Annotated in this window: 31 protein-coding genes and 1 tRNA gene; 15 read left to right on the top strand and 17 right to left on the bottom strand. The window is 64.1% G+C overall.

Going from position 1 to position 26,600, the window contains the following annotated elements:
* Window positions 1–85: 85 nt before the first annotated feature.
* The 4 genes from osmF to JG743_RS19620 all read left to right on the top strand — a co-directional run bounded on the left by osmF (window position 86) and on the right by JG743_RS19620 (window position 4,047).
* Window positions 86–997: a glycine betaine ABC transporter substrate-binding protein OsmF gene (osmF, locus tag JG743_RS19635; RefSeq protein ID WP_202292425.1), complete on the top strand. Its 912-nt coding sequence runs from the start codon at window positions 86–88 to the stop codon at window positions 995–997.
* 205 nt (window positions 998–1,202) lie between these two features.
* A complete protein-coding gene (locus JG743_RS19630) occupies window positions 1,203–2,366 on the top strand; it encodes an ABC transporter permease (RefSeq protein ID WP_202292424.1) in 1,164 nt (387 codons plus the stop codon).
* Window positions 2,363–3,301, top strand: coding sequence for an ABC transporter ATP-binding protein (locus tag JG743_RS19625; RefSeq protein ID WP_202292423.1), 939 nt, complete (start codon window positions 2,363–2,365; stop codon window positions 3,299–3,301). Before JG743_RS19630 ends, JG743_RS19625 begins: the two co-directional genes overlap by 4 nt.
* Window positions 3,298–4,047, top strand: coding sequence for an ABC transporter permease (locus tag JG743_RS19620; protein ID WP_202292422.1), 750 nt, complete (start codon window positions 3,298–3,300; stop codon window positions 4,045–4,047). The genes JG743_RS19625 and JG743_RS19620 overlap by 4 nt, the downstream gene beginning before the upstream one ends.
* A 43-nt stretch (window positions 4,048–4,090) precedes the next feature.
* On the opposite strand, the gene JG743_RS19615 is transcribed toward JG743_RS19620, so the two are convergent.
* Window positions 4,091–4,321 carry a hypothetical protein gene (locus JG743_RS19615; protein WP_202292421.1) on the bottom strand — a complete coding sequence of 77 codons (231 nt, stop codon included), beginning with the start codon at window positions 4,319–4,321 and terminating at the stop codon, window positions 4,091–4,093.
* On the opposite strand from JG743_RS19615, the gene JG743_RS19610 reads away from it, so the two are divergent.
* On the top strand, window positions 4,311–6,452 hold the full coding sequence (locus JG743_RS19610; RefSeq protein WP_202292420.1) for a sodium-translocating pyrophosphatase: 2,142 nt from the start codon (window positions 4,311–4,313) through the stop codon (window positions 6,450–6,452). The two genes, JG743_RS19615 and JG743_RS19610, sit on opposite strands and share 11 nt — an antisense overlap.
* Before the next feature lie 213 nt (window positions 6,453–6,665).
* Here JG743_RS19610 and JG743_RS19605 read toward each other — a convergent pair whose 3' ends face one another.
* Entirely contained in the window at window positions 6,666–7,184 is a 519-nt protein-coding gene (locus JG743_RS19605; RefSeq protein ID WP_202292419.1) for an outer membrane protein assembly factor BamE, read from the bottom strand.
* A 116-nt stretch (window positions 7,185–7,300) separates the two neighbouring features.
* On the opposite strand from JG743_RS19605, the gene JG743_RS19600 reads away from it, so the two are divergent.
* The 6 genes from JG743_RS19600 to JG743_RS19575 all read left to right on the top strand — a co-directional run bounded on the left by JG743_RS19600 (window position 7,301) and on the right by JG743_RS19575 (window position 11,673).
* A complete protein-coding gene (locus JG743_RS19600) occupies window positions 7,301–7,837 on the top strand; it encodes a ubiquinol-cytochrome C chaperone family protein (RefSeq protein ID WP_202302745.1) in 537 nt (178 codons plus the stop codon).
* Window positions 7,838–7,847: 10 nt separating this feature from the next.
* Complete coding sequence (locus tag JG743_RS19595) at window positions 7,848–8,396, top strand: YceD family protein (protein ID WP_202292418.1); 549 nt, start codon at window positions 7,848–7,850, stop codon at window positions 8,394–8,396.
* 125 nt (window positions 8,397–8,521) lie between these two features.
* Window positions 8,522–9,592, top strand: coding sequence for a phosphate acyltransferase PlsX (gene plsX, locus JG743_RS19590; RefSeq protein WP_202292417.1), 1,071 nt, complete (start codon window positions 8,522–8,524; stop codon window positions 9,590–9,592).
* 9 nt (window positions 9,593–9,601) lie between these two features.
* Window positions 9,602–10,573, top strand: coding sequence for a beta-ketoacyl-ACP synthase III (locus tag JG743_RS19585; protein ID WP_202292416.1), 972 nt, complete (start codon window positions 9,602–9,604; stop codon window positions 10,571–10,573).
* A 102-nt stretch (window positions 10,574–10,675) separates the two neighbouring features.
* Complete coding sequence (locus JG743_RS19580) at window positions 10,676–10,999, top strand: integration host factor subunit alpha (protein ID WP_006201891.1); 324 nt, start codon at window positions 10,676–10,678, stop codon at window positions 10,997–10,999.
* A 131-nt stretch (window positions 11,000–11,130) separates the two neighbouring features.
* Entirely contained in the window at window positions 11,131–11,673 is a 543-nt protein-coding gene (locus tag JG743_RS19575) for a MerR family transcriptional regulator (RefSeq protein ID WP_127311114.1), read from the top strand.
* A 110-nt stretch (window positions 11,674–11,783) separates the two neighbouring features.
* On the opposite strand, the gene JG743_RS19570 is transcribed toward JG743_RS19575, so the two are convergent.
* From JG743_RS19570 to JG743_RS19555, 4 genes are all read right to left on the bottom strand, one after another.
* Window positions 11,784–12,059 carry a hypothetical protein gene (locus tag JG743_RS19570; protein WP_202292415.1) on the bottom strand — a complete coding sequence of 92 codons (276 nt, stop codon included), beginning with the start codon at window positions 12,057–12,059 and terminating at the stop codon, window positions 11,784–11,786.
* A 157-nt stretch (window positions 12,060–12,216) separates the two neighbouring features.
* Window positions 12,217–12,690 (bottom strand): hypothetical protein, encoded by a 474-nt coding sequence (locus JG743_RS19565; RefSeq protein WP_202292414.1) that lies wholly within the window; start codon window positions 12,688–12,690, stop codon window positions 12,217–12,219.
* A gap of 85 nt (window positions 12,691–12,775) precedes the next feature.
* The gene (locus JG743_RS19560) at window positions 12,776–12,970 is read right to left on the bottom strand and encodes a hypothetical protein (protein ID WP_202303160.1); all 195 of its coding nucleotides are present in this window, start codon (window positions 12,968–12,970) and stop codon (window positions 12,776–12,778) included.
* Between the two features lie 200 nt (window positions 12,971–13,170).
* Window positions 13,171–13,779 (bottom strand): hypothetical protein, encoded by a 609-nt coding sequence (locus tag JG743_RS19555; protein ID WP_202292413.1) that lies wholly within the window; start codon window positions 13,777–13,779, stop codon window positions 13,171–13,173.
* 309 nt (window positions 13,780–14,088) lie between these two features.
* On the opposite strand from JG743_RS19555, the gene JG743_RS19550 reads away from it, so the two are divergent.
* Both JG743_RS19550 and JG743_RS19545 read left to right on the top strand, forming a co-directional pair.
* Window positions 14,089–14,358 (top strand): helix-turn-helix domain-containing protein, encoded by a 270-nt coding sequence (locus JG743_RS19550; protein WP_202292412.1) that lies wholly within the window; start codon window positions 14,089–14,091, stop codon window positions 14,356–14,358.
* Window positions 14,359–14,488: 130 nt separating this feature from the next.
* A tRNA-Pro gene (locus tag JG743_RS19545) sits at window positions 14,489–14,565 on the top strand.
* Between the two features lie 87 nt (window positions 14,566–14,652).
* Here the strand turns inward: JG743_RS19545 and JG743_RS19540 are convergent.
* The 4 genes from JG743_RS19540 to JG743_RS19525 all read right to left on the bottom strand — a co-directional run bounded on the left by JG743_RS19540 (window position 14,653) and on the right by JG743_RS19525 (window position 19,292).
* Window positions 14,653–15,816, bottom strand: a complete 1,164-nt coding sequence (locus JG743_RS19540) for an O-antigen ligase family protein (protein WP_446720913.1) — start codon at window positions 15,814–15,816, stop codon at window positions 14,653–14,655.
* A 143-nt stretch (window positions 15,817–15,959) separates the two neighbouring features.
* On the bottom strand, window positions 15,960–17,495 hold the full coding sequence (locus JG743_RS19535) for an undecaprenyl-phosphate glucose phosphotransferase (protein ID WP_202292411.1): 1,536 nt from the start codon (window positions 17,493–17,495) through the stop codon (window positions 15,960–15,962).
* Between the two features lie 94 nt (window positions 17,496–17,589).
* Window positions 17,590–18,720, bottom strand: a complete 1,131-nt coding sequence (locus JG743_RS19530; RefSeq protein ID WP_202292410.1) for a glycosyltransferase family 4 protein — start codon at window positions 18,718–18,720, stop codon at window positions 17,590–17,592.
* 8 nt (window positions 18,721–18,728) lie between these two features.
* Window positions 18,729–19,292, bottom strand: a complete 564-nt coding sequence (locus tag JG743_RS19525; RefSeq protein WP_126054925.1) for a polysaccharide biosynthesis/export family protein — start codon at window positions 19,290–19,292, stop codon at window positions 18,729–18,731.
* A gap of 261 nt (window positions 19,293–19,553) precedes the next feature.
* Here JG743_RS19525 and JG743_RS19520 point away from each other — a divergent pair, with 261 nt between their 5' ends.
* The gene (locus JG743_RS19520) at window positions 19,554–21,728 is read left to right on the top strand and encodes a GumC family protein (RefSeq protein WP_202292409.1); all 2,175 of its coding nucleotides are present in this window, start codon (window positions 19,554–19,556) and stop codon (window positions 21,726–21,728) included.
* 59 nt (window positions 21,729–21,787) lie between these two features.
* Here JG743_RS19520 and JG743_RS19515 read toward each other — a convergent pair whose 3' ends face one another.
* Window positions 21,788–23,008 carry a GNAT family N-acetyltransferase gene (locus JG743_RS19515; RefSeq protein WP_202292408.1) on the bottom strand — a complete coding sequence of 407 codons (1,221 nt, stop codon included), beginning with the start codon at window positions 23,006–23,008 and terminating at the stop codon, window positions 21,788–21,790.
* 90 nt (window positions 23,009–23,098) lie between these two features.
* Here JG743_RS19515 and JG743_RS19510 point away from each other — a divergent pair, with 90 nt between their 5' ends.
* On the top strand, window positions 23,099–24,157 hold the full coding sequence (locus JG743_RS19510) for a polysaccharide deacetylase family protein (RefSeq protein WP_202292407.1): 1,059 nt from the start codon (window positions 23,099–23,101) through the stop codon (window positions 24,155–24,157).
* Window positions 24,158–24,239: 82 nt separating this feature from the next.
* Here JG743_RS19510 and JG743_RS19505 read toward each other — a convergent pair whose 3' ends face one another.
* From JG743_RS19505 to JG743_RS19480, 6 genes are all read right to left on the bottom strand, one after another.
* Window positions 24,240–24,638, bottom strand: coding sequence for a DUF1801 domain-containing protein (locus JG743_RS19505; RefSeq protein WP_202292406.1), 399 nt, complete (start codon window positions 24,636–24,638; stop codon window positions 24,240–24,242).
* Window positions 24,639–24,690: 52 nt separating this feature from the next.
* The gene (locus JG743_RS19500) at window positions 24,691–25,143 is read right to left on the bottom strand and encodes a DUF1801 domain-containing protein (protein WP_202292405.1); all 453 of its coding nucleotides are present in this window, start codon (window positions 25,141–25,143) and stop codon (window positions 24,691–24,693) included.
* Window positions 25,144–25,365, bottom strand: coding sequence for a hypothetical protein (locus JG743_RS19495; RefSeq protein WP_202292404.1), 222 nt, complete (start codon window positions 25,363–25,365; stop codon window positions 25,144–25,146). It abuts the gene before it with no gap.
* A gap of 32 nt (window positions 25,366–25,397) precedes the next feature.
* A complete protein-coding gene (locus JG743_RS19490) occupies window positions 25,398–25,790 on the bottom strand; it encodes a VOC family protein (protein ID WP_202292403.1) in 393 nt (130 codons plus the stop codon).
* A 78-nt stretch (window positions 25,791–25,868) separates the two neighbouring features.
* Window positions 25,869–26,279: an SRPBCC family protein gene (locus JG743_RS19485; protein ID WP_202292402.1), complete on the bottom strand. Its 411-nt coding sequence runs from the start codon at window positions 26,277–26,279 to the stop codon at window positions 25,869–25,871.
* Window positions 26,276–26,599, bottom strand: a complete 324-nt coding sequence (locus JG743_RS19480; RefSeq protein WP_202292401.1) for an ArsR/SmtB family transcription factor — start codon at window positions 26,597–26,599, stop codon at window positions 26,276–26,278. The genes JG743_RS19485 and JG743_RS19480 overlap by 4 nt, the downstream gene beginning before the upstream one ends.
* Window position 26,600: the final 1 nt, after the last annotated feature.

The raw sequence follows: 26,600 nt of genomic DNA, 5'->3' as shown, positions 1-26,600 counted from the left end.
GTTATGAAACCGTGTGCCCCGACGGGGCTTTGAAGCCATGCTCATATGCGGCAACCGAATCCGGTTCACAGCAAGGGATTTCACCATGATTTCAATCAAGCTTCTGGCCGGTGCCGCGCTTGCGCTCGGTATTTCCGCGGCCTCGGCTAATGCCCAGGTGGTCGTGTCGTCGAAGATCGACACTGAGGGCGGCGTGCTCGGCAACATCATCCAGCTCGTGCTCAACGCCAACAACATCAAGACCACTGACCGCATCCAGCTCGGCGGCACGCCGGTGGTGCGCAAGGCGATCACCGCCGGCGAGATCGACATCTATCCGGAGTACACCGGCAACGCCGCCTTCTTCTTCGAGAAGGCCGACGATCCGGTCTGGAAGGATGCGGCCAAGGCCTATGAGACGGCCAAGAAGCTCGACTATGACGCCAACAAGATCGTCTGGCTGTCGCCGTCGCCGGCCAACAACACCTGGGCGATCGCGCTGCGCAAGGAAGTCGCCGACGGGAACAAGCTCGCCACGCTCACCGACTTCGGCAAGTACGTCTCGGGTGGCGGCAAGGTTGTGCTCGCGGCCTCGGCCGAATTCGTCAATTCGGCGGCCGCGCTGCCGGCCTTCCAGACCACCTACGGTTTCACGCTGAAGCCCGACCAGTTGATCACGCTCTCCGGCGGCGACACCGCCGCGACGATTGCCGCGGCCGCCAATCAGACCAACGGCGCCAACGCCGCCATGGTCTACGGCACCGACGGCGGCATCGCGCCCTCCGGCCTCGTCGTGCTGGACGACGACAAGGGCGTGCAGCCCGTCTACCAGCCGGCGCCGATCATCCGCGAGGCGGTGCTGAAGGAGCATCCCGAGATCGAGACGCTGCTGAAGCCGGTCTTCGCCAAGCTCGACCTCGTCACGCTGCAAGATCTCAACGGCCGGGTGCAAGTTGGCGGCGAACCGGTGAAGGGCGTTGCCGAGGACTTTTTGAAGAAGAACGGGTTCTTGAAGTAGTCAGCCCGGTTTCTGAATCGTGACGCCGGTGCCAAGCACCCCCCTCTGTCCTGCCGGACATCTCCCCCTCAAGGGGGGAGATTGGCAGCTCAGGCGCCGGCATACATCTTGCGTTGATGACAATTGGCGAAAGCCCGCGCGACATCTGATCTCCCCCCTTGAGGGGGAGATGGCCGGCAGGCCAGAGGGGGGGTAGCCTCGCCTCATGACCATCCGCTTTGACAAGCTCGGCGTGGTCATCGCCTCGATCGTGGCCTATGCGGCGTTGCTTGCCCCGTTCGCCACCTTCCGCGCCAATCGCATCGTGCCTGGCCAGGCGCGCTCGCTGCTGGAGGCGCTCCCGTCAACCACTGGATCATTGCTGCTAGCGGTCATCATTGCCGGCGCGCTCATTGCGCTTCTGAAGACGCCGCTGCTGCTCAGGTTGGCCGCCAGCGTGATTGCGCTTGCCGCGCTTGCCGTGCTGATCGGCGTCGCGGGCGGTTTCCTGACTCCGGCCGGCAACACCTTTGCCCGTGTCTCGCCGGCCTCCGGCTTCTGGCTGCTGATCTTCGCCTTCACATTGCTGCTCGCCGATGTGCTGACCAGGCTGAACCTCGCGCCCTGGGCGCGCGTCGGCGTCCTTGCTGTCGCCGCGCTCGCCATCGGCATGCTTCTGGTGGAGGGGCAATGGGATAGCCTGTCGATCCTCAAGGAATACGCCAACCGCGCCGACAGTTTCTGGGCCGAAGGCGCCAAGCACATCACGCTGGCACTGGGATCGCTGGCGGCCGCGGTGGTCGTTGGCCTGCCGCTCGGCATCCTGTGCCACCGGGTCGAGAAATTGCGGGCCGGCGTGCTGAACGTGCTCAACATCATCCAGACTATTCCCTCGATCGCGCTTTTCGGGCTCCTGATCGCGCCGCTCGGCTGGGTCGCGACCCACGTGCCGGGCGCAGCAGCACTCGGCATTCGCGGCATCGGCACCGCGCCGGCCTTCGTCGCGCTCTTCCTCTATTCGTTGCTGCCGGTGGTGGCCAACACCGTGGTTGGCCTCGCCGGCGTGCCGCGCGCCGCCAACGATGCCGCGCGTGGCATGGGCATGACCGACCGCCAGCGATTGTTCGACGTCGAATTCCCGCTCGCCTTCCCGGTCATCCTCACCGGCATCCGCATCGTCCTGGTGCAGAACATCGGCCTCGCCACTATCGCCGCGCTGATCGGCGGCGGTGGCTTCGGTGTCTTCGTGTTCCAGGGCGTCGGCCAGACGGCGATGGACCTTGTGCTGCTAGGCGCGGTGCCGACCGTGGCGCTGGCCTTTGCCGCCGCCATCATCCTCGACGCCATCATCGAAATGACCGCCACCAAGCGCAGGGTTGAAACGGCATGATCGAGATCGAAGGCATCACCAAGCGCTATGACGAAACCACCGTGGTCGACGACGTGTCGATGGTGATCGAGCCGCGCTCCATCGCCGTCATCGTTGGCACCTCCGGCTCCGGCAAGACGACGCTGCTTCGGATGATCAACCGGCTGGTCGAACCGACCTCGGGCGTCATCAAGCTCGACGGCGCCGACAATCGCTCTCTGCCCGGTTACGAACTGCGTCGCAGCATCGGCTACGCCATCCAGGGCCATGGCCTCTTCCCGCACCGCACGGTGGCGCAGAACATCGCCACCGTGCCGCTGCTGCTCGGCTGGGACAGGGGCCGCATCAAGGCGCGCGTCGACGAGCTGATGACGCTGTACCAGCTCGATCCGCAGGCCTACGGTCCGCGCTATCCGCACGAGCTCTCCGGCGGTCAGCAGCAGCGCGTCGGCGTTGCCCGCGCGCTCGCCGCCGAGCCGAACGTGCTTTTGATGGACGAGCCGTTCGGCGCGCTCGACCCGATCATCCGCACCAAGGCGCAGGAGGACCTGCTGGCGATCCAGAAGCGCTTCGGTACCACCATCATCCTCGTCACCCACGACATGGAGGAGGCGGTGCACATGGGCGACAAGATCGCCGTCATGGATGCCGGCAAGCTGGTGCAATACGCCAAACCCGCCGAGATCCTGGCGAAGCCGGCAAGCGCCTTCGTCGAGACGCTGGTCGGCGCCAGCGAACGGCCGTTCCGGCTGCTGTCGCTCGGCCGCGTCGGCGATGCCGTCGAGAAGGGCCCTGCCGAAGGCGAGGCGATCCCGGCCGAGGCCAGCCAGCGCGACGCGCTGGCCGAGCTCTTGTGGTCTGGCCGCCCGGCGCTGCCGGTGAAAGATGGCGACGGCAAGCCGCTTGGCCGCGTCACCGTCGACGGGCTGGTCAAGCGCGCGGCGAGGCCGGCATGAAAGCCTGGCTGCCTTCGCTGCTCAGGCTTGCCCTGGTCGTGCTGCTTGTCGCCTTCGTCACCAATCCCGGCTGGTTCGAGCCGCTGTTGAAGCCGCTGACCGAGAACGGCGCGCCGGCGATCTACAACCAGGGCAGCCTGCTGACGCTGACGCTCTTGCATCTGCGGACCGTGCTGACCGCCACAGTGGCCGCAACCATCGTCGCGGTCGCGCTCGCCATCCTCGTCACCAGGCCGGCCGGCGCCGAATTCCTGCCGCTGTCGCGCAGCCTGGTCAACATCGGCCAGACCTTCCCGCCGGTGGCAGTGCTGGCGCTCGCCGTCCCGGCCGTCGGCTTCGGCGAGAAGCCGACGTTGATCGCGCTGTTCCTCTATGGCCTCCTGCCGATCTTCGAGAACGCGCTGACGGCTCTCACCACACTCCCCGGCAATGTCTTGGAAGCCGCGCGCGGCGCTGGCATGACCGGCTTGCAAAGACTTTTGAAGGTCGAATTGCCGCTCAGCGCGCCGGTCATCCTCGGCGGCATCAGGCTTTCGGTTGTCATCAGCCTCGCCACCGCCACGATCGGCTCGACGGTTGCCGCCAAGACGCTGGGCGAGGTGATCATCGCCGGCCTGCTGTCGAACAACCTCGCCTTCGTCCTGCAGGGCGGCCTGATCGTCGCCGCGCTGGCCGTGCTGATCTATGACGGGCTGTCCGCCATCGAACGCTACACGGCGCGCCGGATGGGACAGGGGACTTTGTAGCTGGAGATGTCAGGCGATCCGCGCCGCGACTGATTGCCAAACGTCATTTCAATCGATCTAAAACGACGGTGGCGCTGACAGGCTTGCCGTCATCTTCGCCTTTTTGGCGAAAGCCGGGCAAAAACCGAACAATATCTTGACGTTCAGAGCCCTGTTTCGCATACAGCCCAGCCAAGGGGTGGATTCCGCCTTGCGGCGTGCATCCCCGTCTCAACGGCCCAGGGAGGGGTTCTTTTGGGCCATCAATCGAGGAAAATTCGGCAATGACCACCATTTACGCCGTCATCGCCTGCGGCTTGCTTTCAGTCCTTTACGCTATCTGGGCGACCCGTTCGGTCCTTGCGTCCGATCAGGGCAATGCACGCATGCAGGAAATCTCCGCCGCCATCCGCGAAGGCGCCCAAGCCTATCTGGCGCGCCAGTACACCACCATCGCCCTTGTCGGTATCGTCGTGCTTCTGCTGGCCTGGTGGCTGCTGTCGATCACCTCGGCCATCGGCTTCCTGATCGGCGCGGTGCTGTCGGGCGCCGCCGGCTTCATCGGTATGCACGTCTCGGTGCGCGCCAATGTGCGCACCGCGCAAGCCGCCTCCAACAGCCTCGCCGCCGGCCTCGACATCGCCTTCAAGTCAGGCGCCATCACCGGCATGCTGGTGGCAGGCCTGGCATTGCTCGGCGTCTCCATCTACTACCTGATCCTGACCGGCTTCATGGGCCTTCAGCCCAATGACCGCATCGTCATCGATGCGCTCGTCTCGCTCGGCTTCGGCGCCTCGCTGATCTCGATCTTCGCCCGTCTCGGCGGCGGCATCTTCACCAAGGGCGCCGACGTCGGCGGCGATCTCGTCGGCAAGGTCGAGGCCGGCATTCCCGAGGACGATCCGCGTAACCCGGCCACCATCGCCGACAATGTCGGCGACAATGTCGGCGACTGCGCCGGCATGGCCGCCGACCTGTTCGAGACCTATGCCGTCACCGTCGTCGCCACCATGGTTCTCGCCGCCATCTTCTTCGGCGGCACTGCCGTCCTCGGCACCGCCATGCTCTATCCGCTGGCCATCTGCGGCGCCTGCATCCTGACCTCGATCGTCGGCACCTTCTTCGTCAAGCTCGGCGCCAACGGCTCGATCATGGGCGCGCTCTACAAGGGCCTGATCGTCACCGGCCTGCTGTCGATCGTCGGTCTTGGCGCCGCCACGTCGCTGACCATCGGCTGGCGCGAGATCGGCACCGTCGCCGGCATGGTCATCACCGGCAAGAACCTGTTCATCTGCGGCCTGATCGGTCTGCTGGTGACCGGCCTCATCGTGGTGATCACCGAATACTACACCGGCACCAACAAGCGCCCGGTCAACTCCATCGCCCAGGCGTCGGTGACCGGCCATGGCACCAACGTCATCCAGGGCCTTGCGGTGTCGCTGGAATCGACGGCGCTGCCGGCCATCGTCATCGTCGGCGGCATCATCTCGACCTACCAGCTTGCCGGCCTGTTCGGCACGGCGATCGCGGTCACCACCATGCTCGGCCTCGCCGGCATGATTGTCGCGCTCGACGCTTTTGGGCCGGTCACCGACAATGCCGGCGGCATCGCCGAAATGGCCGGCCTGCCCAAGGAAGTGCGCCACTCGACCGACGCGCTCGACGCGGTCGGCAACACCACCAAGGCGGTGACCAAGGGCTATGCGATCGGCTCGGCCGGTCTCGGCGCGCTGGTGCTGTTCGCGGCCTATTCGAACGACCTGAAGTTCTTTGCCGCCAATGGCGACAAGTTCCCTTACTTCCAGGGCATGGGCGAGGTTTCCTTCGACCTCTCCAACCCCTATGTCGTCGCTGGCCTGATCTTCGGCGGCCTGATCCCGTATCTGTTCGGCGGCATCGCCATGACGGCCGTCGGTCGCGCGGCGGGCTCGATCGTCGAGGAGGTGCGCAAGCAGTTCCGCGAGGATCCGGGCATCATGGCCGGCACCTCGAAGCCCAACTATGCGCGCGCGGTCGACCTGCTGACCAAGGCGGCGATCCGCGAAATGATCATCCCCTCGCTGCTGCCGGTGCTGGCGCCGCTGGTCGTCTATTTCGGCGTGCTGCTGATCTCGGGCTCGAAGGCCTCGGCTTTCGCCGCGCTCGGCGCCTCGCTGCTCGGCGTGATCGTCAATGGCCTGTTCGTCGCCATTTCGATGACCTCGGGCGGCGGCGCCTGGGATAATGCCAAGAAGTCGTTCGAGGACGGCTTCACCGACAAGGACGGCGTCAAGCACCTGAAGGGCTCCGAGGCCCACAAGGCCTCGGTCACCGGCGACACGGTCGGCGATCCCTACAAGGACACCGCCGGCCCTGCGGTCAACCCGGCGATCAAGATCACCAACATCGTCGCCTTACTGCTGCTGGCCGTGCTCGCGCACGGCTGAGGCTCAAGGCCGCACATCGAAAACCCGCGGGAGCGATCCCGCGGGTTTTCTTTTCGCCGGGGCATAGGCGACTTTCGATTTGCTCGTCGAGCGGGCTCAGCCTTCGTGCGCAGGATGGCTGGCCATACCAAAGCAAAGACCCGCCGGATCGCTCCGGCGGGTCCCTGGCTGCCTGATTCTGTGTTTGCCCGCCTGATAGCGGGCCGCTGTCGATCACATGCCGTTGCTGCCGCCGGGCAGGCCCGGCGCCAGCTTGCTGGCGCCGTTGATGATCTGGCTGAGGAAGTTCTGATCCTTGCCGCCGGTCGGCGTGGTGCGCGAGATGAAGTCGAAGATCTTGCCGTCCTTCAGGCCGTAATTGGCGATCTGGGTGACGCGACCATCGGCGCCGAAATAGACCGCCAGCACTTTCTGGTCGACCAGATGCGGCTTGTCGAAGGCGACATAGCGCTTGCGCGTCTGCGAGATGTAGTAGAAGGCCTCGTTGTCGAAGGTCGCCGTCGTCGACGGAGTGCCAAGCGCCAGCAGCACCTGCTCGCGGCTCGACCCCACCGGCACCGAGTCGATGGCCTGCTGGTCGATGACGTAACCCTGCGTCAGGGTCTCGCTGGGGTTGAGATCACCCATCATCTTGGACGAATTGCAGGCCGAAAGCGCGGATACCGCCACCAGCAGAGAGGCCACGCCCGCCGAAACAGGCGTAAAAAGCGACTTGAATTTCAGCGCACCCAACAACAATTCTCCATCACATCCCCGCAACTTGCGCTGGGCGGCAAAACCGGTAAACCAGCTTGCCTGCCGATGCAACAAGGCCAATTCAACAAAAGGTCCCCGGGAGACCACCCTCAATGTTCCAACGCCTTTTTGGCCGCGAACGCCAAGCCAACCGCGCTATCACCGAGGCGCTTTACGCACAAATCGTGGCGGCGGCGCGGCAAACCGTGATTTATTCCGACTGGAATGTACCGGATACGCCGCTCGGTCGTTTCGAGATGCTGTCGCTGCATATGTTCCTGTTCCAGCACCGGCTGCGCGGCGAAAACGGTGCCGCGACGGAGGTCGCCCAGGTGCTGATCGACGAGTTCTTCCTGGATGTCGAACATTCGTTGCGGGAACTGGGCATCAGCGACGTTGGCGTGCCGAAGCGCATGAAGAAGCTGGCCAAGATGTTCTATGGCCGCATGGCGGCCTATGACGACGCGGTGGAGCGCGACGATCGCGACGCGCTCGCCGCCGCCCTTGCCCGCAATATCCTGCCCGAGGCAGCCGTCTGGCCGCAGGCGCTGCTGCTGGCTGCCTATGTAGCGGATGCCGCCCGCCATCTTGCGGCACAGCCGGCCGAATCGATCGCATCCGGCACCGTGACGTTTCCTGCGGCAGGCTGAGGAGGCGAAGATGAAGCATCTCGACCCGCAAAGCCCGGTATCCTTCGTCGCCAATGTCGCCCGCCTGCCGCAAAAGGGGCTGCCGGTGATGATCGAGGCCGACGAACGGCAGCGCGCGGCGCTCGCCACCGAGCACGAACTGGTTTCCGTCGAGCGCTATCGCGCCGAGCTTCTGGTGACGCAGTGGAAGCGCAACGGCGTCAAGGTCAGCGGCCGCGTCGAGGCCGACATTACGCAGGCCTGCATCGTCACCCTGGACCCGGTCGCGGCGCACATTGACGAGCCGGTCGAGGCACTGTTCCTGCCGGAACAGTCCAAACTCGGGCGGCAGGGTTTCGAAGGCGGCGGCGAGATCGTGCTGGATGCCGACGGACCGGACAGTCCGGAGACGTTTTCCGGCGACACCATCGATGTCGGCGCGCTTGCCGAGCAATTTTTCGGCCTGGCGATCGACCCTTATCCGCGCAAGGCCGGCGCGTCGCTCGAAGTCTCGGGCGACGGCGAGGTCGAGGAAAGCGAATTCCAGCAAAAGCTCCGTTCGCTGCTTGGAAAATCCTGAAACCGGACCCGATATTAGAAAAGCCGGTTGTGCGGCAGCCCAAAACCGTTATTTTCGCCGAACCTTGGCGAGCCCCCGAACCTGACCAGCTCCGCCGGCCAGGCAAACCGTGAGATGAATACCGCGTGATCAGGATTTCCATCGATGCCATGGGCGGCGATCACGGGCCAGGCGTGGTCATCCCGGCGCTCATGACGGTCGCCATCCGCCGCCCCGATATCCGCTTCGTCATCTACGGCCGCGAGGAGGCTGTGCGCCCCGAACTCGCCAAGTTCCCCAGGCTCGCCGAGGTGAGCGAGTTCGTGCATTGCGAGATCGCTGTCCGCATGGACGACAAGCCGAGCCAGGCGCTGCGTCATGGCCGCTGGAAGTCGTCGATGTGGAAGGCAGTCGAAGCGGTGAAGTCCGGCACCGCGCAGGCCTGTATCTCCGCCGGCAACACCGGCGCGCTGATGGCGATGTCGAAATTCTGCCTGCGCACCATGGCCACCATCGACCGGCCGGCGATCGCGGCGATCTGGCCGACGACGCGCGGCGAAAGCGTGGTGCTGGATGTCGGCGCCACCATCGGCGCGGATGCGCACCAGCTCATCGATTTCGCCATCCTGGGCATCGGCATGGCGCGCTCGGTGTTCGGCATCGAGCGCCCGAGCGTCGGGTTGCTCAATGTCGGCGTCGAGGAGATCAAGGGCCAGGAAGAGGTCAAGGAGGCCGGGCGCATGCTGCGCGAGGCTAATATGGCCTCGATGAACTATCGCGGCTTCGTCGAGGGCGACGATATCGGCAAGGGCACGGTCGACGTCGTCGTCACCGAGGGCTTTGCCGGCAACATCGCGCTCAAGACCGCCGAAGGCACCGCAAGACAGATCGGCGGCTATCTGCGCGCCGCCATGAGCCGCACGCTGATGGCCAAGATCGGCTATGTCTTCGCCAAGGGGGCCTTTGACCGGCTGCGCGAAAAGATGGATGTCGGGCGCTCCAATGGCGGTGTCTTCCTCGGCCTCAACGGCATCGTCGTCAAAAGCCATGGCAGCGCCGATTCGGACGGCTTCGCTGCCGCGATCGAGCTCGGCTACGACATGGTGCGCAACAATCTGCTTGACCGCATCGAGGCCGATCTCGATCTGTTCCATGCGCGCAATCCGCATGCCCAGGCAAACAGGAAATCGGACGTCGTTGTCGACGCAAAGGAATAGGAAAGAGCTTTGATCAGATCAGTCGTGCGCGGCTCGGGCGCGGCGCTGCCCCGCCGCATCATGAAGAATGCCGATTTCGAAGGCATGGTCGAGACCTCCGACGAGTGGATCGTCCAGCGCACCGGCATCCGCCAGCGCCATGTCGCGGCCGACGACGAGACGACGGCCTCGTTGGGCGAGGCGGCGGCGCGCGCGGCGCTTGACAGCGCCGGCCTGACGCCCGCCGACATCGACCTGATCGTGCTGGCGACCTCGACGCCCAACAACACTTTTCCAGCGACCGCCGTCGAGATCCAGAACCGGCTCGGCATGCATCACGGCTTTGCCTTCGACATGCAGGCGGTGTGCTCGGGCTTCGTCTATGCGGTGGCGACGGCCGATCTCTACATTCGCGGCGGGCTGGCCAGGCGCGTGCTGGTGATCGGCTCGGAAACCTTCTCGCGCATCCTCGACTGGAGCGACCGCTCGACCTGCGTCCTGTTCGGCGACGGCGCTGGCGCCCTGGTGCTGGAAGGCGGCGAGGGGACCGGCGGCATCGCCGACCGTGGCGTGCTGGCGGCGAGCCTGCGCTCTGACGGCGTCCACAAGGACAAGCTGTTCGTCGACGGCGGACCCTCGACCACCGGAACCGTCGGCCATCTCAGGATGGAAGGCCGCGAAGTGTTCAAGCATGCTGTCGGCATGATCACCGACGTCATCGAGGCGACGTTCTCGCAGGCCGGCATCACTGCCGAGGACCTCGATTGGTTCGTGCCGCATCAGGCCAATAAACGGATTATTGACGCTTCCGCCAAGAAGCTCGGGATTGCCGAGCAAAAAGTGGTGGTCACGGTCGATTTGCACGGTAACACGTCGGCGGCTTCCGTGCCGCTGGCGCTCTCGGTGGCGGTCGCCGATGGCCGTATCAAGAAGGGCGATCTGGTGCTGCTCGAGGCGATGGGCGGAGGCTTCACCTGGGGCGCGGTTTTGGTCCGCTGGTAAGTGCCGAACTGAAGGGTTCGGTCCTTGACCTTGACGGATCAATTACTTAGGCTCTGCCGTTGCTTGTACCGATTTATGTTTTTGAGCTGATGGGACGGTCGCATGGGGGGAAAGACACTTACGCGCGCCGACCTTGCCGAAGCCGTTTACCGCAAGGTTGGCTTGTCGAGAACTGAATCGGCCGAGCTCGTCGAAGCGGTGCTGGACGAGATTTGCGAGGCCATCGTGCGCGGCGAGACCGTCAAGCTGTCGTCCTTCGCAACCTTCCATGTCCGCTCCAAGAACGAGCGCATCGGCCGCAATCCCAAGACCGGCGAGGAAGTGCCGATCCTGCCGCGCCGGGTGATGACCTTCAAGTCGTCGAATGTGTTGAAGAGCCGCATCCTGCGCTCGCACCAGAACAGCAAGGCCAAGGGCGGCAAGTAGCCGCCGCAAATGCCCGGTTGATAATGCCCGCGCGCTTTGACGCCGGGCTTGAATATTGTTTCATAAACCGCTGAAATAAGGCCCGATTCGGGACCAATCGGTCCGATCGCCGTCCAGCGGAGGATTCGCCCATGGACAAGAGCCCCGATGCTTTCCGCACCATCAGCGAGGTCGCGGAGGATCTCGATCTGCCGCAGCACGTGCTGCGCTTCTGGGAAACGCGTTTCAACCAGATCAAGCCGATGAAGCGTGGCGGCGGCCGCCGCTACTACCGGCCGCAGGATGTCGAGCTGATCAAGGGCATCCGCCACATGCTCTACGACCAGGGCTACACCATCAAGGGCGTGCAGAAGCTGTTGCGCGAGAATGGCAACCATTTCCTGGTCGCCATCGGCAATGGCGATATGGCGGCCGTCGAGGCGATCGCGCAGCGCCGGCAGGCCGATCAGGTGCCGCTGACGCCGGCGGCCCAGCCACGCGGCGCCGACGACGAGATGCTGGTCGGCCAGCCCAGGGTGAAACCCAGCCGCCGCTTTTTCGGTCTCGGCAAGAGCGACGACGAGGGCCCGGTGCAGCCGGACTCCTCGAAACTGTCGCGCGACAACCGCGCCTTGCTGCAGGAGGCGCTGTTCGACCTGCTGGAGTGCAAGCGTCTGCTCGACCAGGTGCGCTAAGGGCGCGTTGACACTCAGCCGGCCTGCGAACAGCGCCTGGGTTGGCTTTTGGCAAAAGGAAAATGGCGGCCATCGCGCGGACGGCCGCCATTTTCCTTGATGGCAGGCGATCAGTTCGCGAGCTTGAGCCGGGTCTTCGGGTCGATCTTCATGACCTGGCTGCACTTGCCGTAGACGGTGCCGTTCTTGTCGGTGGCGTCGGTATAGGTGCCCTTGCAGTCGAGCTGCAGCACCAGACAGGAGCCAGAACCCTTACAGACCGCGCCGCCGTCACCGGTGGGGTGCGTGCCGGCGAAGGCCGAGCTCGGAACGGAAACTGAACCGAAGGCCGAGGCGGCGATGGCCGCGGCGAGCGAGATGCGCTTGAAGTTGGCGAAGTTGGTCATTTGAGCATTTCCTTCTCTTTGATCGAGGATCGCCGTACGGCGTCCTTCTGGGTTGGGGAGCGCCTTCTTGGGCGTCCATGCAGGCTTGGTGCGCCCCTGAGAGGAAAGGTTCACGCGTCCGTTTGGTTTTCTGTGGAGCCGGTATCGGACCGGCTTTTCAGGCCCGACGAGCGCCGGCCGGCCGATCATGCGTGTTGGCGAGGCACCGGGCGATGAGCGCGTTGGCATAGAGGCCGGGAATGGCGAGGATGGCGGTGCGATCCGGCCGGCCGTCGGAAACGAAGATGTTCATCGCGCAGCCATGGTTGGCCTTGACCACGACATTCCCGGCAAGCAGCTCCGGCGGGATGTCGGCGGGGTTGCGACCGGACCAGAGCATGGTGGCCCGGGGCAGTTCAGGACAGACGCGGCGGATATGGTCCTTGGCCGCAAGCTTGTCGGTCAGCGTCACGAACAGCGGATTGCGGTCGATGATTTTTCGCCAGAGCATCAGCTCGTGATAGCTGCGCGGCGCGGCCGGATTGGGCAGGTAGCCGAGCTTCTTGACGAAGCGGGCGACAAGAGCCGGGTGACGAAGCGTAAGCAGCAGCCGGGCTGCGGCCAGGACAAGGCGATGTCTCGCCGAACCCATGTGATGCGGTGCGACAGGTCACGGCAGGAAGGTCGGCTGTGGCAAAAACCAAGAACCGGCCTTCCTGTCGGATAAGCCGGTTTGCTCAGGCCTTCTTCGCCATGACCTTCTTGTGGTGGTGGTGGTGATGATGGTGGTGGTGGTGGTGCTTGCGGTGATGATGATGACGGTGATGCTTGTGATGCATCGGAGCAGCATCGGCGCTGGTCGCGCCGAGGATCGGCATGGAGACAGCGAGGGCCACCGCCAGCCCGAGAGCGGAGAGGAGGGACTTCTTCATGATATCGTTTCCTTTTGCGCGGGCCGCATTCCGAGGACACCGGACCATATCGGTGGCTCGAGCGCCGCGATCGGGGACTATCCTCCTGGATTCTTTCGGCAATTTTTCCCGACTGTAGAATTTTGTTTCTGGATTGTGTCTGAGCGGCCGCGCCGGCTTCGATTGAGCCGTCGCCTCGTCTGGCGGGCTTGATCGCTCGCCTACATCGGCGGAACGACGCCGTTGGTGCCGACCACGACGCGGCCGGATGTCAGCATGCCGTTACCGCCGTGCCGCGCGTTGACGAAGACGACCGCGCCCGGCTTGAGGTCGGCCGGCGTGGCCGGCGCGAATGTCACGACAGGCGTGGCCTGCGGGATCGAGATCTGCTTTTTCTGACCGTTGTCATAGGTGAGCGTGACGGTGCGGCCGTCGATCTCGGTGACGTCCGCGACGGTGCCGTTCGTCATCCGGCTGTTGGGTTGCAGGTCCCATGGGCGGTCGCCTTCTCCGGTGCCTTTCAGCGCGGCGGGAAAGATCACGACTTCCAGCGCGCCGCTGCCGCCATCCGCCTTGGAAACCGATGCGATGCCGAGGAAATCGCCCTGCTTGATGTCGGTGGCCGATGCCCTGGCGACGCCTGAGATTTTCCATCCTTGCGTCAGCATGATCGCGTCGGTCCTGCCCTCGCGGTCCTTCACCGTCAGCGTCGATCCGGCGAGGCCGACGACGGTGCCGCGCACGCGCATCGTGTCCGCCGCCTGAGCCTGCGCGTCGCCGACGAGGCCAGAAATCGCGCCGAGCGCGATCGCGAATGTCTTCAAATTCATGGGATCCGATCCTTCCTGAAATGGCTGGCCCGCATCCAGGCTTGCCAGCGACATCCGGGTAACGAACGGAGGCTCGAAAAACGTCGATCAAATCGGCGTTCGGTTCTTCAAAAGAACTTGATTCCAGCTTGCGAAAGACGGGACCGCGCTTTTGGCCGGCTTACGCTTCGTGAAGGCGTTCCGGCGTCGCTTCACGATGGTGTGACGCCCGCTTTGACGCTTGGCAAATCGCCGCCGAGCGGTCATTGTCTCGCTCGTCTCAGGCAACCCATGATTTGATCAGCGTGTTTCAAACCCAAGGAGTTGCCAATGCCTGCCACTGCAAGACGAGAAGTTCTGACTGATTTGATTGCAACGCCTGGCCATAGCGCCCTCAAAGCCGCCCGCGAAACCAGGGGATACAGCCTCGAAGAGCTGTCACTGACATGCGGCCTGTCCATTCAAGAGATCGCCGATATCGAGAGCGGCAGGGATACCGATTCCTCGAAGCTGCGACGAATCGCTGTGGCGCTCCAACTCCCCGAAGATGCCGTCATTGGCGCGGCTGCGATGGCGCCACCGGAAAGCCGGATCGCCTGACGGCCAGAGCCGTTCGATGCGCCGGCCGCGGCAATGTTTCCGGAAAACCGGATTCCGCTTTCAGGATTGGGGTCCTGTGGCGGAATTCGGTTGACCCGCACGGGGTTATCACGATAGATCGCGGCCGGTCCGGAGTGTAGCGCAGCCCGGTAGCGCACTTGACTGGGGGTCAAGGGGTCGTCGGTTCGAATCCGGCCACTCCGACCATTTCAAACCAGAGACTTGCCCCCAAAAGTCTCTTCTCCTGAAAGCAGCGATTCTGTAGTCCGCCTCGGTTGGGCAGCAAGCGAATTGTCACGCGGGCGCCAGCCGCAATTCCTTCTGATGCCGGTATTCGAGCGCGATCGCGCCCCAGATCAGGCCGAGCAGCAGGTAGACATGGCGCCAGTGGTCGATGTCGATGAAGGTTCCGAGTCCGATATTGCCGATGAAGGCGACATAGGCGCAGAGCAGATAGGGCTGCCAGGGCCGGTCGCGCAGAAGGATGCGGAAGCCGGCCACGATCGTCCACAGCGTCAGCGCCAGGAACGAGACGAAGCCAAGCCAGCCATAGTCCATCAGCATCTTCAGCCAGATGTCGTGGGTGTCCTCGCCAAAGATGGTGCCGAACACCAGCGGGCCGATGCCGAACGGATGCTCCAACGCCATCTGGAAGCCGATCGTGTAGCGGGCGAATCGGCCAAGGCGGGCGGTGTCGTAACTCTGCTCGAGATGGGCGCGGCTGGAGAACATCTCGGCCACGCCGGGCAGTTGCAGGATGACGATCATGGCGATGACCAGCAGCGCGATGGCGGCGATGGTCATGATGACGACACGCAGCCGGAACTTGCCGCTGTTGCTCTGCAGGAACAGGCATCCGGTGAGCAGGACCGCCGAAACGGCAAACATGCCCCAGGCGCCACGCGAGAAGGAAAAGAAGATACCGGCGGTGATGATCAGCAGCGGCGCCGCCAGGAGCGGCATGCGTGCGATCGAGCCGGTCAGTAGCAGATAGAGCAGATAGATGCCGGGCAGCACCAGGAACGGCCCGAACACGTTAGGGTCCTGGAAGGCGCCAGCGGCCCGGTCGTACTTGGTGAACAGCTCCGCTCCCGGGAAGGCGTGGAAATAGCCGGCAATGCCGAGCAGTGCGGTCAGCACCGCCGACACCACATAGGCGATGAAGATCAGCCGGTAGAGGCCAGGCTGCACCGACGTGACCGCGGCAAAGAAGATCGCGGTGAAGGCGAGGAACATCGACACGGAAAGGTAGAGCGGCGTGTTGGCGAGATTCGCCATCTGCGTCATCGAGATCATGCCGCCGATGTTCATCGTTATCAGCAGCACCAGCAGCGGGACCACCGCGCGCGAGATGCGCAGGCCGAAAAGCCCCCACACGGCGATGAGCCCGACCATGTAGAGGTCATAGGGCGCCGGCTCGTCGATGACGAAGCCCGAAAGCAGCAGGCCGAAAAACACCGCGCCGGATGCAATCAGTGCGATCAGCTTGGCGTTGACCGCCTGAGGCGGCAACTGGTTGACCGCCTGGGGCGGCAACTTGTTGACCACCTGAGGCGGCCACTGGTTGACCGCGGCCGGCAGCAGCTCATGGGCAACCGCGCTCAATAGGCGTTTTCCGTGTTGAGCAGCCGCGCCGGGGTCAGGAACAGGATCCTGAGATCGAACAACAGCGACCAGTTCTCGATGTAGTAGAGATCGTATTCGGTGCGCATGCGGATCTTTTCATTGGTGTCCAGCTCGCCGCGCCAGCCATTGATCTGCGCCCAGCCGGTTACGCCCGGCTTGACCTTGTGGCGGGCGAAATAGCCGTCGACCACTTCATTGTAGAGAAGGTTGTGCGACTGGGCGGCGATCGCATGCGGGCGCGGTCCGACCAGCGACAGCGAGCCGAACAGCGAGTTGAAGAACTGCGGCAGTTCGTCGATCGAGGTCTTGCGGATGAAGCGGCCGACGCGGGTGACGCGCGGATCGTTCTTGGTCACCGTCTGCTTGGCGGTCGGGTCCGAGCGATCGGTGTACATCGAGCGGAACTTGTAGACCTCGATGATTTCGTTGTTGAAGCCGTGCCGCTTCTGCTTGAACAGCACCGGACCCTTGCTGTCGAGCTTGATGGCGATGGCTGTCACCAGCATCACCGGCGAGAAGACGATGATGCCGATGATCGAAAACAGGATATCGAAGGCGCGCTTGGCGACTGAATCCCAGTCGTTGATGGGCTTGTCGAAGATGTCCAGCATCGGCACCGAGCCGATGTAGGAATAGGCGCGCGGGCGGAACTGCAACGCGTTCGAGTGCGCCGATAGCCGGATGTCGACCGGCAACACCCACAACTTCTTCAGAAGCTGCAGCACGCGCGATTCGGCGGTCAGCGGCAGCGACACGATCAGCATGTCGATGCGCGCGATGCGGGCGAACTCGATCAGCTCGGAAATCGTGCCGAGCTTGGGATAGCCGGCGACGATCGGCGGCGAGCGCTTGTCGTTGCGGTCGTCGAAGATGCCGCAGATGCGGATGTCGTTGTAGGGCTGCCGCTCGACCGAGCGGATCAGCATCTCCGCCGATTTGCCGCCGCCGACGATGACGGCGCGGCGCTCCATGCGCCCATCGCGGGCCCAGCGTCGGATCAGCTTGGACATCACCAGCCTGAGCCCGAAGATGAGCAGGAAGCCGAGGACGAACCAGGTGCCGAACAGAAGGCGTGAGTAGTCCTCCGACATCTTCATGGCGAAGGCCGTCAGCGCCATCAGGGCGAAGGTGCCGGCCCAGACCAGAAGCACGCGTCCGAAACTGGCGATCGGCCGCATCAGGGCGGCGATCTGATAGGAATCGCTCACGTCGAGCAGCACCACGGCCAGGAACGAGGCCGCGGCGATCGTTACCGGATATTGCCAGGCGAGGTAGCTGAAGAAGCCGACATAGTAGAAATAGAGGCAGAGGCCCGACAGGAACAGCAGCGCGAATTCAACCATGCGCAGCACGCCGCTGACCATGATCGGCGACATCGTATCGCGCCGGTACTGCGAGGCGACCTGGCGCGCCACATCGTTCAGGCCGCTCGCCGCCTCGCTCTCGGCAGGAACGTCGAATTTGCGTACCGCATCTATTGAAAAGCGGCGTGCGGGGTCGATCTCGTTCATTGGATTGTCCGCGGGCTTCGCTCGGATGAGTAGCAAAAGAGAGCTAAGAAAGCCTTGAGACAACTATTGGCTTTGGAGCGGTTGCAACCGATTGCTACCGCCGCAGCGCCGCGAAATAGGCCTTCTCGATTTCCGCCGCCATCACATCGACGCCGAAGCGCGCCTTGAGGTCGGCGGTCCCGGGCATCAGGCTCCTGTATGCGCTGGGGTCGGTCAGCGCTTCGCTCACCTTGTCGCCAAGCTGGTTCGGATCGGGATGGATAAGGGCAGGGGAGGCTTCGCCGAATATCTCCGGAATGCCGCCAACGGCGGTGGCGATCATCGGCTTGCCGGCGGCCAGCGTCTCCAGCACGATATAGGGCATGGCCTCCGCGCGCGATGGCACCACGATCAGCTCCGCCAACGCGAAGGCATCCCGGGCCGGCATCGGCGGCAGGAAGCGGACGTGGCCGTCTAGCCCAAGCCGCTTCACCTGCGCATGGTAGCGCGGCAGGTCGTCGCCGTCGCCGACCATCACCGCGCTAATCTGGCGCCCGAGCCTGTTGCCGGCCAGCGCCACCGCGTCGATGAAGATGTCCGGCCCCTTCAGGTCGCGCATCATGCCGATGTAGAGCAAGTCCGCCGCATCGGGCAGGGTCGGCACCATGTCGAACTCGGCGGCGCGCAGACCATTGTAAACCAGCATGTTGGGGATAGGTGGCTCGCCCACCTTCCTGCGCCAGGTGCGCCTCTCATAGTCGGAGACGAACAGCAGGCAGTCGGTGAAGCGCGCCATGAAGCGCTCGAGCGCGAAGAACAGCTTTCCGGTGGCCGTCGTCTCGTCATAATGGAGGGAGCCGCCATGCGGCGAATAAAGGCGGGCTACGCGAGACCTTGATACCCGCAACAGTGAGCCGAACAGACGGGCATAGGCGCCACCCTTGGCGCCGTGCCCGTGCAGCACGTCCGGCCGCAATTCCTTGATGATTTTGTATGTGCGCCAGGCCGACGCGAGGTCGCCCGGCCCGACATGGCGCTGCATCGGCGTGCGATGGATGCCGAGCGCCAGGCTGTCCTTCATGTCCTCGAAGAGATGCTCTTCGAATGCGCCGCCGGTGGTCGAATCGCAGACGATGCCCACCGAGTGACCGGCGGCAAGCTGCGCCTCGGTCAGGTCGCGCACGTGCCGGAAAATCCCGCCGACGGGTGAGCGAAAGCAATGGACGATCCGCAGGTTCGCCGCCACGTTGGTTTTCAGAACAGCCGTTCGCGGACGTAGACGGTGTCGCCAGGCAGGAGAGGGTCGGACGTGACCACCCGCCCGGTCATCACCTTGCCGTTGATGTCGCGGGTGATGTCGACGCTCTCCTGGTTGGCGCGCGGCGAGAAGCCGCCGGCGATCGCGATAGCCTTTTGCACGGTGAGGCCCGGCACATAGGAATACTGGCCGGCTGCGCCCACTTCGCCCATCACGAAGATTGGCCGGTAGCGGTCGATCTCGACCGAGACATCGGGGTCGCGCAGATAGCCTTGCCGCAACTTGTCGGCGATTTCCTTTTCCAGCTGCTGGGCGGTGTGTCCACGCGCCGGCACGGAGCCGACCAGCGGGAAGGAGAGATAGCCGGACTGGTCGACGCTGTAGGTGTTGGTCAGGCCGTCCTGCTCGAAGACGGTGACGCGGACGCGGTCTCCGGCGCCCAGCCGATAAGGTTGGTCGAGCACTTCGTGGAAGGCCGCCGGCGTCGGCCGATAACTTGAGCAGCCGGCGAGCATCGATACGGCAAGCAGAGCACGAAAAAGGGAGGCAGTGCTTTTCATGACCGGTCACGAACCTTCATCGCTGGCCGCCAGATGTTGCGGCAAACCCCAGGGAACGGAATCCGTTATCGTCCTGTTAGGGTTAATGGCGGGTAAAGGCTTGTCGTCCGGGGCGGCGGCAGTCGCCAAAAAGCGTAGCTATTCTACTGTCTTTGCTGAATGTTCTTCAGTCGTCTCTAATAGGCGCCCGTTCTGATCTTAACGGCTGAGTTACCATAGTTGTTTACGGTCCGCCCTAGACTCAAGTTCGGAGCAGGATGCATGTCCGTTCAGTCCGCGGCCGCAGACGTCGATGTCGATCTCAGGCAACTCTTCGCCAGCCTGGCGAGGAACTGGTTGCGCATGCTTGTCGTCGCGCTTGCCGTCACCGGCCTGGCTTTCGCGTTCGCGTGGCTTGCCACGCCGCACTACAAGGCCGAGACGAAACTCCTGATCGAAACCCGAGAATCGGTCTTCACCCGGCCTGACGGCATCAGCAACGATAGCGAGAAGCCGATTTTCGATGAGCAGGGGATCGCCAGCCAGGTCGAGGTCATCTCCTCGACCGATATCCTCAAGCAGGTGGCCGCCAAGCTCAACCTGTCGAAGCTGCCTGAATTCGACGAGGCGGCCAAGATGTCGGCACTCAGCCGGCTGCTGGTCATCGTCGGGCTGAAAAGCGATCCCAACGAAATCCCGCCGGAAGAGCGCGTGCTGAAGAAGATGCGTGAGAAGCTCAACGTCTACAGCGTTGAAAAATCTCGCGTTATCGTCATCGAATTCTCCTCGGAAGATCCCAGGCTCGCCGCCGATATCCCGAACGCCATCGCCGACACCTACATTTCCGTCCAGGGCAACGCCAAGCTCGAATCGAATGCCGCCGCCACCGACTGGCTGGCGCCCGAGATCGCGGACCTGTCGAAGCGGGTGAAGGATGCCGAGGCCAAGGTCGCCGACTTCCGCGCCCAGTCGGATCTCCTGATGGGCGGCAACAATGCGGTGCTGGCCACCCAGCAGCTTTCCGAACTGTCCACCGAACTGTCGCGGGTGCGCGCCAATCGCGCCGCCGCCGAGGCGACCGCCGAAAGCGTGCGCAAGGCGCTGCAGAATGGCGGCTCGCTCGACGCTGTGCCGGAAGTGCTGTCGTCCGACCTGATCCAGCGCCTGCGCGAGCGCCAGGTCGAGCTCAAGACCAACATCGCTGACCTTTCCACCACCCTGCTCGGCAACCATCCACGCATCCGGGCGCTGAAGTCGCAGCTTGCCGATCTCGACGGCCAGATCCGCAACGAAGCCGAAAAGATCATGAAAGGGCTGATGACTCAGGCGCAGACTGCGCAGGCGCGCGAGAACCAGCTTCTGGCCGACGTCAACACGTTGAAGGCCGCGTCGGCCCGGGCCGGCGAGCAGCAGGTCGAGCTCGACGCGCTGCAGCGCGATGCCAACGCCCAGCGCCAACTGCTTGAATCCTATATGACGCGCTACCGCGAGGCCTCCTCGCGCAGCGATCGCAACTACCTGCCAGTCGATGCGCGCATCTTCTCGCGCGCCGTGGTGCCGTCGGAGCCCTATTTCCCGAAGATCGTGCCGATAGTCGGCGCTGCGTTTGTCGCCTCGCTGCTGCTGATGGCGGTAGCGACGCTGCTCCGGGAGTTGTTTTCGGGTCGCGCCATGCGCCCGGCCGCAGGCGCGCGATTCGGACGCATCGAGCAAGTCGAGATGCCGGTTGCCCGCGCCGAGCCCGCGCTTGTCGATGCTGGGCTGACCAGGTATCGCTCGACCGAGCCGGAGGCTGGGCCGGAAGCAGTCGCCGGAGCAGGCGCGACGGCTGGAGACACCGGTCCGCAGCCTTCGACGCTGGGCGAAGTCGATATCGAGAAGGCGGCGGAGAAACTGATCGCCTCGGGCTCGGCGCGCGCCATATTCGTGTCGCCGGAAGGCGATGAGGCAGCCGCTTCCGCCGTGCTGGTGGCGCGCGAGGTCTCGGACGCCGGCCTGCGCGTGCTGCTGCTCGACCTCACCGCTTCGGGTGCCGCCTCGCGGCCCATGCTGGACAGCGGCCTTTTCCCGGGGATCACCGACCTGCTCGCCTCCGAGGCGCAGTTCAGCGACGTCATCCATGCCGACCTCTATTCGGATTGCCACGTCATCCCGGTCGGCACCGCCGATCCGGCCCGCGCCATGCGCGCCGCCGATCGACTGCCGATCATCATGCAGTCGCTGACCACCGCCTACGATCTTGTCGTGGTCGAATGCGGCCCGGCCGACGCGCAGGGCATCGGTCGGCTGGTGGGCGAGGGCACCGAGGTCTTCCTCTCGATGCTGGAAGCCGACGACGAGGTGACGCAGGCGGCCGTCAAGTTGATCGAGAGCGGCTATCCCGAGCTCACGCTAGTGACGCCGCTAGGCCACGAGCCACCGGGAACGCCGGTGCCAGGCCGCCGCACGGCGGCGTGAGACAGCGATTCTCCGGCCGCTTGCCGGGGCATCGTACGAATGGTCTCAGCGGTAAGTGATTAATTGTCGTCCTCGGCGGCAGGCGCCGGCTGTCCGGCCGCCTTGCGGCGCAGCATCTTGGTCAGCTTCCAGATCAGCGGACTGTTCTTGATGAAGGCCTTTGTCCGCGCGCCCTGCCGGAGCGCCAGCGCCAGCGCACGCCCCTTCAGCGTCAGCGGCGCCAGCACCTCGAAATGCTGGGTCTCGATATCGCACCACAGCCGCTTGTAGGGTTCGTCGCCGACCGAGAAATCATAGACGCCGAATCCGGCCTGGCAGGCTTCCTGGATGTTGTCGAAGAACAGGAAATCGCCGGGACTGGTGAAGCCGAGATCGTCCTCGGCGATCGCACCGAACTCACAGATCAGGCGCTTGCCCGAGAGGCTCGATCCGGTGATGGCGCGCAGCTTGCCGGCGACTTCCAGTCCATGCAGCACGAACGACGGCTTTTCCTCCGCCAGCGCTTCGGTGAACAGGGTGCGGAAGAAGGCGCGGATCTCCGGCTCGCCGAACACATTGGCGATGCCCATCTTGCGGAAGCGCACCTCCTTCATGTCGAGGAAGGCATCGAGCAGCCTGTCCACCTCCTCGCGCGTGCGCGCCTCGATGCGGCGGAAGGTGCCGACCGCCTCGAATTTGCGTGTCTGCGAGCGGTGCTTCTTGCGTTTGCGCTTGCCGCTGGCGCGTGCAAGCAGCGCGTCGAAGCCGCCGTCGAGATCGACGGCGAGCGACAGGTTCGGGCTCGGGAAATTGGGCAAGGCGGCGAGCGGATTGGCGATGCCGTCGAGGTCGGGCAGCAGCCGCTCCAGCGATATGAGGTCGATGTCGGGCCGCCCCTTGGCGATGGCCGTCAGCAGCGATCGGACGGCGTTGGCGCCTGTCAGCCAGCCAGGGGCGGTGGCGGCGAAATTGCCGTTGGCGTGGCGGCCACCCATGAAGCGGGCGACACGGAATGGTCCACGACGAATGACTTCAAGGGCCAGCGCAAGCACCGGCTCGTCTTCGGCGCAGAGTGTCGCGACGACGATGTCTGGGTGAACAGCCTGCGCCCAGTTGCTTACCCACGTAGCACTTTGCGCAGGCGCAAACAGCGCCGAGCCGCAGAATCCCGCATAAGTTGCAAGTGCCGCGCCGTCGCCAACGGTCACCGAAAGGCCGGCCTGACCGACCGGCATGGTGCGTGGCAATGTCTCGCTCGCGGCCAGCCGATTGCCGTCAAATGACGCGGTGGCGTCAACCATACCTCAATCCTTAAGGCGTATTCATCTCAACCTGGGGGTACGCATGGGCACGTCGCATGCTGGATGAGCCTAGGCGCAAAAGGTGAAGGAATGATCGACGGGGGTGAAGCAATCCGGAAACTGGCGCTGAACGTTGCCCGCTACACCGGCCTTGCCCCGCTGGCAAAGCCGTTTGTCGGCGGCATCGGCGCCATCCTTATGCTGCACCGGGTTACCGCGACGCCGGAAAAGCCGAATGGCGTCAACCGTCACCTGAACATCGCGCCCGGCTTCCTCGATGCCCTCATCGCCGACATGAAGGCAGAAGGCTACGCCTTCGTTTCGCTGGACGAGGCGATCGAACGTATCAAGCACGGCGGCAAGGGCGGCCAGTTCGCCACCATCACCGCCGACGATGCCTATCGCGACAACATGACCGAGGCGCTGCCGGTGCTGGAAAAGCACAGTGCGCCGATCACCATCTATGTCGCGCCCGGCCTGATCGACGGCGCCGCCGACCTTTGGTGGGACGTGATCGAGGATATCGTCAACGCGCGTGACCGGCTGACGCTGGCGACGCCGGACGGCTCCGTGACGATCGACTGCTCGACGCGGGGAAAAAAGCTTCAGGCCAATGCGCGCCTGCATAGCTGGCTGACTGCGGAGGTCCGCGAGGAGGACCAGCGTGCGACGTTGCGCGAATTCGCGCGCATGAACGGCATCGATCTGGAGACGAAGCGCCCGAGCACGCTGATGAGCTGGGACGAGATCCGCGCCATGGCCGCGCACAGGCTGGTGACGATCGGCGCCCACACCGTCAACCACCTCAACTTGAAACGGCTTCCGGAGGCCGACGCGCGGCGTGAAATCGGCGACGTCCGGCGCATATTGCAGGCCAAGCTCGGCGAGGAGCCGCGCCATCTTGCCTATCCCTACGGCTATGCCAGCGCCGTCGGCTGCCGCGAGGTGGGCTTTGCCAGCGACGCCGGCTATGTCTCGGGGGTGACGACGCGCCATGGCGTGTTGCGCGCCGAGCATGCCGGCTTCCTGCATGCCTTGCCGCGCATCTCGGTCAACGGCCGCTACCAGAGCGTCGCCCACATCCGCACCATGCTGTCGGGGGTGACGACTCCGCTCGCCAATGCCGGCAAGATGGTGGTGACGATCTGAGGTCCGTTGATATCCAGTTGAGGCCAGCCGGCCTGACCTGAATCTCAACAGACCTTGGCTGCCGTCGGTCGATCCCGGCGGATTATTTCCTGGCCTTGGACTTGTTCAGGCTCACGGCGGCGCGAACGAGCGCCTTCAACGCTGCCTCGTTTATCGTCTCGCCCTCGCGGAAGTCGATGGCGCGCCGCGTATTGCCGTCTAGGCTGGAGTTGAACAGGCCGGAAGGATCGTCGAGAGCCGCCCCCTTGGCGAAGGTCAGCTTCACGACGGCCTTGTAGGTCTCGCCAGTGCAGATCATGCCGGCGTCCTCCCACACCGGAACGCCTCGCCATTTCCACTCTTCAACGACTTCGGGATCGGCTTCCTTGATCAAGGCACGGAGCCGGCCGAGCATCTGGCCCCGCCAGTCGCCCAAGTCTTCAATTCTCGTGTCTATCAGCTGGGAAGGTGTTTTACTTTCCTGCGAACCGCTCGTCTTCATGGCTGGCTGTCACTTCCTCGTGGCTGTTGTCGCATTTCATCCGGCGGACTGGTCACATCCGTTCGCCGGGCAATTGGCTGGCCTGCCTCACCCAGTCGGCGAACAGGGCTTCGTCGACCTGGTCGTCCTCGCGGATGTCGAGGTAGCGCGTTTCCTTGGTCCTGGACTCACCCGGAGGCATCGGCCTGAGCGAGGTGCCGCGGAAGAAGGCCACCTTGACGTAGTTCGCGAAGCAATGAATGCCGAGGAACCAGCCCTGGCCCTCGACCCCGTAAAGCGGTGAGTTCCATTTCACTGCCTTCTCGACGCCGGGGAGGGTGCGTTCAATGAGCGCGTCGAGGCGGCGGCCGATATCGCGCTTCCAGCCTGGCATGGCGACAATATAGGCCTGCACCGGGGCGTCGCCATGGCCCTTGGCGATTTGTGGGTTGCCACCTGAAAGCAGGACCGGCTCAGTGCCGGCCCGCTGGGCGGCGAGCTTCGATTGTTCGCGCCCCTTGGCCATCTAACCGCCAGCGCGCTGCTCGCCACCCGACTTCGCGAGATACGGCAGCACGAACATGTACAGGCCTGAAAACAGCAGCAGGAAGAGCGGCAGGAGCGGCGAGTAGACCACCCAGGCCGGAGGTTCCCCCAATGCCATGGCGACGAAGTTGGCGATGACGGTCACCGTAAAGGCGATCGACAACCAACGATGAATTTGCCGAATCCATTGGCTGAAGTTCAATGCAGCCTCCTCTGAAAATGCCGACGGGAACCCTACCAGCGCGCCAGCTGGGTGATCTGGATGAGGTTGCCGCAGCTGTCGTTCAGCTGGGCGATGGTCGAGCCGGTGACTTCGGTCGGCGCCATGGCGAAGGCGCCGCCCCGTGCCTTGATGCGCTCGTGGTCGCCCTTGATGTCGTCGGTGAAGACCATGAGTGCGGGCTGGCCCTGCTTGAACATCGCCTGCTGGTAGGTCTTGGCCGCGGGATTGTCGTTCAGCGCCAGCTGCAGCTCGGTTCCCTCGGGCTCGTCGGACGAGGCCACCGTCAGCCAGCGAAACGGCCCGTTGCTGAAGTCGGCCTTCTTGGTGAAGCCGAGAACGTCGGTATAGAAGGACCGGGCCCTTTCCTGGTCGTCCACATACACTTTGGTCAGCTTGATCTTCATTCGTTTTCCTCCATTGGTTTCATGCGCGGTGTGGCGCTTGGTGAACTTGGGCGTGGCTTTGAAGCGCGCCGGCAGGCCTCAGTCCAAGCGCGCCAGGACCTGTTCCAGGGCTGCAAGGAACCTCGGCCAGCCGACGGTGGCGCCGCGATAATATGGCTCCTGATCGGACCGGAAGCCCGTCTGCTCCATGCGCAAATGGGTTCCCGTGCCCGTGGGGGTGAGCGTCCAGGTGACCACGCTTTCGAGATCCTTGGTGTCCCAGGTGTAGGACAGCGTCTTGTTGGGCTCGACTGTCTGGACCTGACAGTCGACGCCGCCCCAGTCCGCGCTGAGGCTGAAACGGTGGTCCACGACTGGCTTGAAATTGTTCTTCATGAGCCATTCCTCGATCAGGTGTGGTTGCGTCAGCGCGCGCCAGATCTTCTCCGCCGGATAGGGTATCTCCCGCTCGACGACGACGGATCGGGTTTCAGCGGCGGTATCGTTCATTGATCCATCCTTTTGAGCAGATCCTCGAGGTCGTCGAACCGGCTTTCCCAAAAGCCTGCCATCTGCCGTGTCCAGTCCATCAGGGGCGACAGCGCGCCGAGCTGCGCGCTGTAGTGGGTCTGTCGTCCCTCATGGCGGTCGCTCACCAGCCCGGCCTGTCGCAGCACGCCGAGATGCTTCGACACGGCCGGCTGCGAAACCCCGGACTGGGCCGTAAGGGCGCCCACGGTCTGCTCTCCTTGCTGGCACAGCCGTTCGAAGATGGCGCGCCGGGTCGGGTCGGCAAGTGTCCTGAACAGCAGGTCGTGGGCGTTTGTCATG

It is taken from the genome of Mesorhizobium sp. 131-2-1 (assembly GCF_016756535.1).
GTDB lineage: Bacteria > Pseudomonadota > Alphaproteobacteria > Rhizobiales > Rhizobiaceae > Mesorhizobium.
Note: the sequence above shows the minus strand (reverse complement) of the source record. Positions and strands in the feature narration are given on the sequence as shown.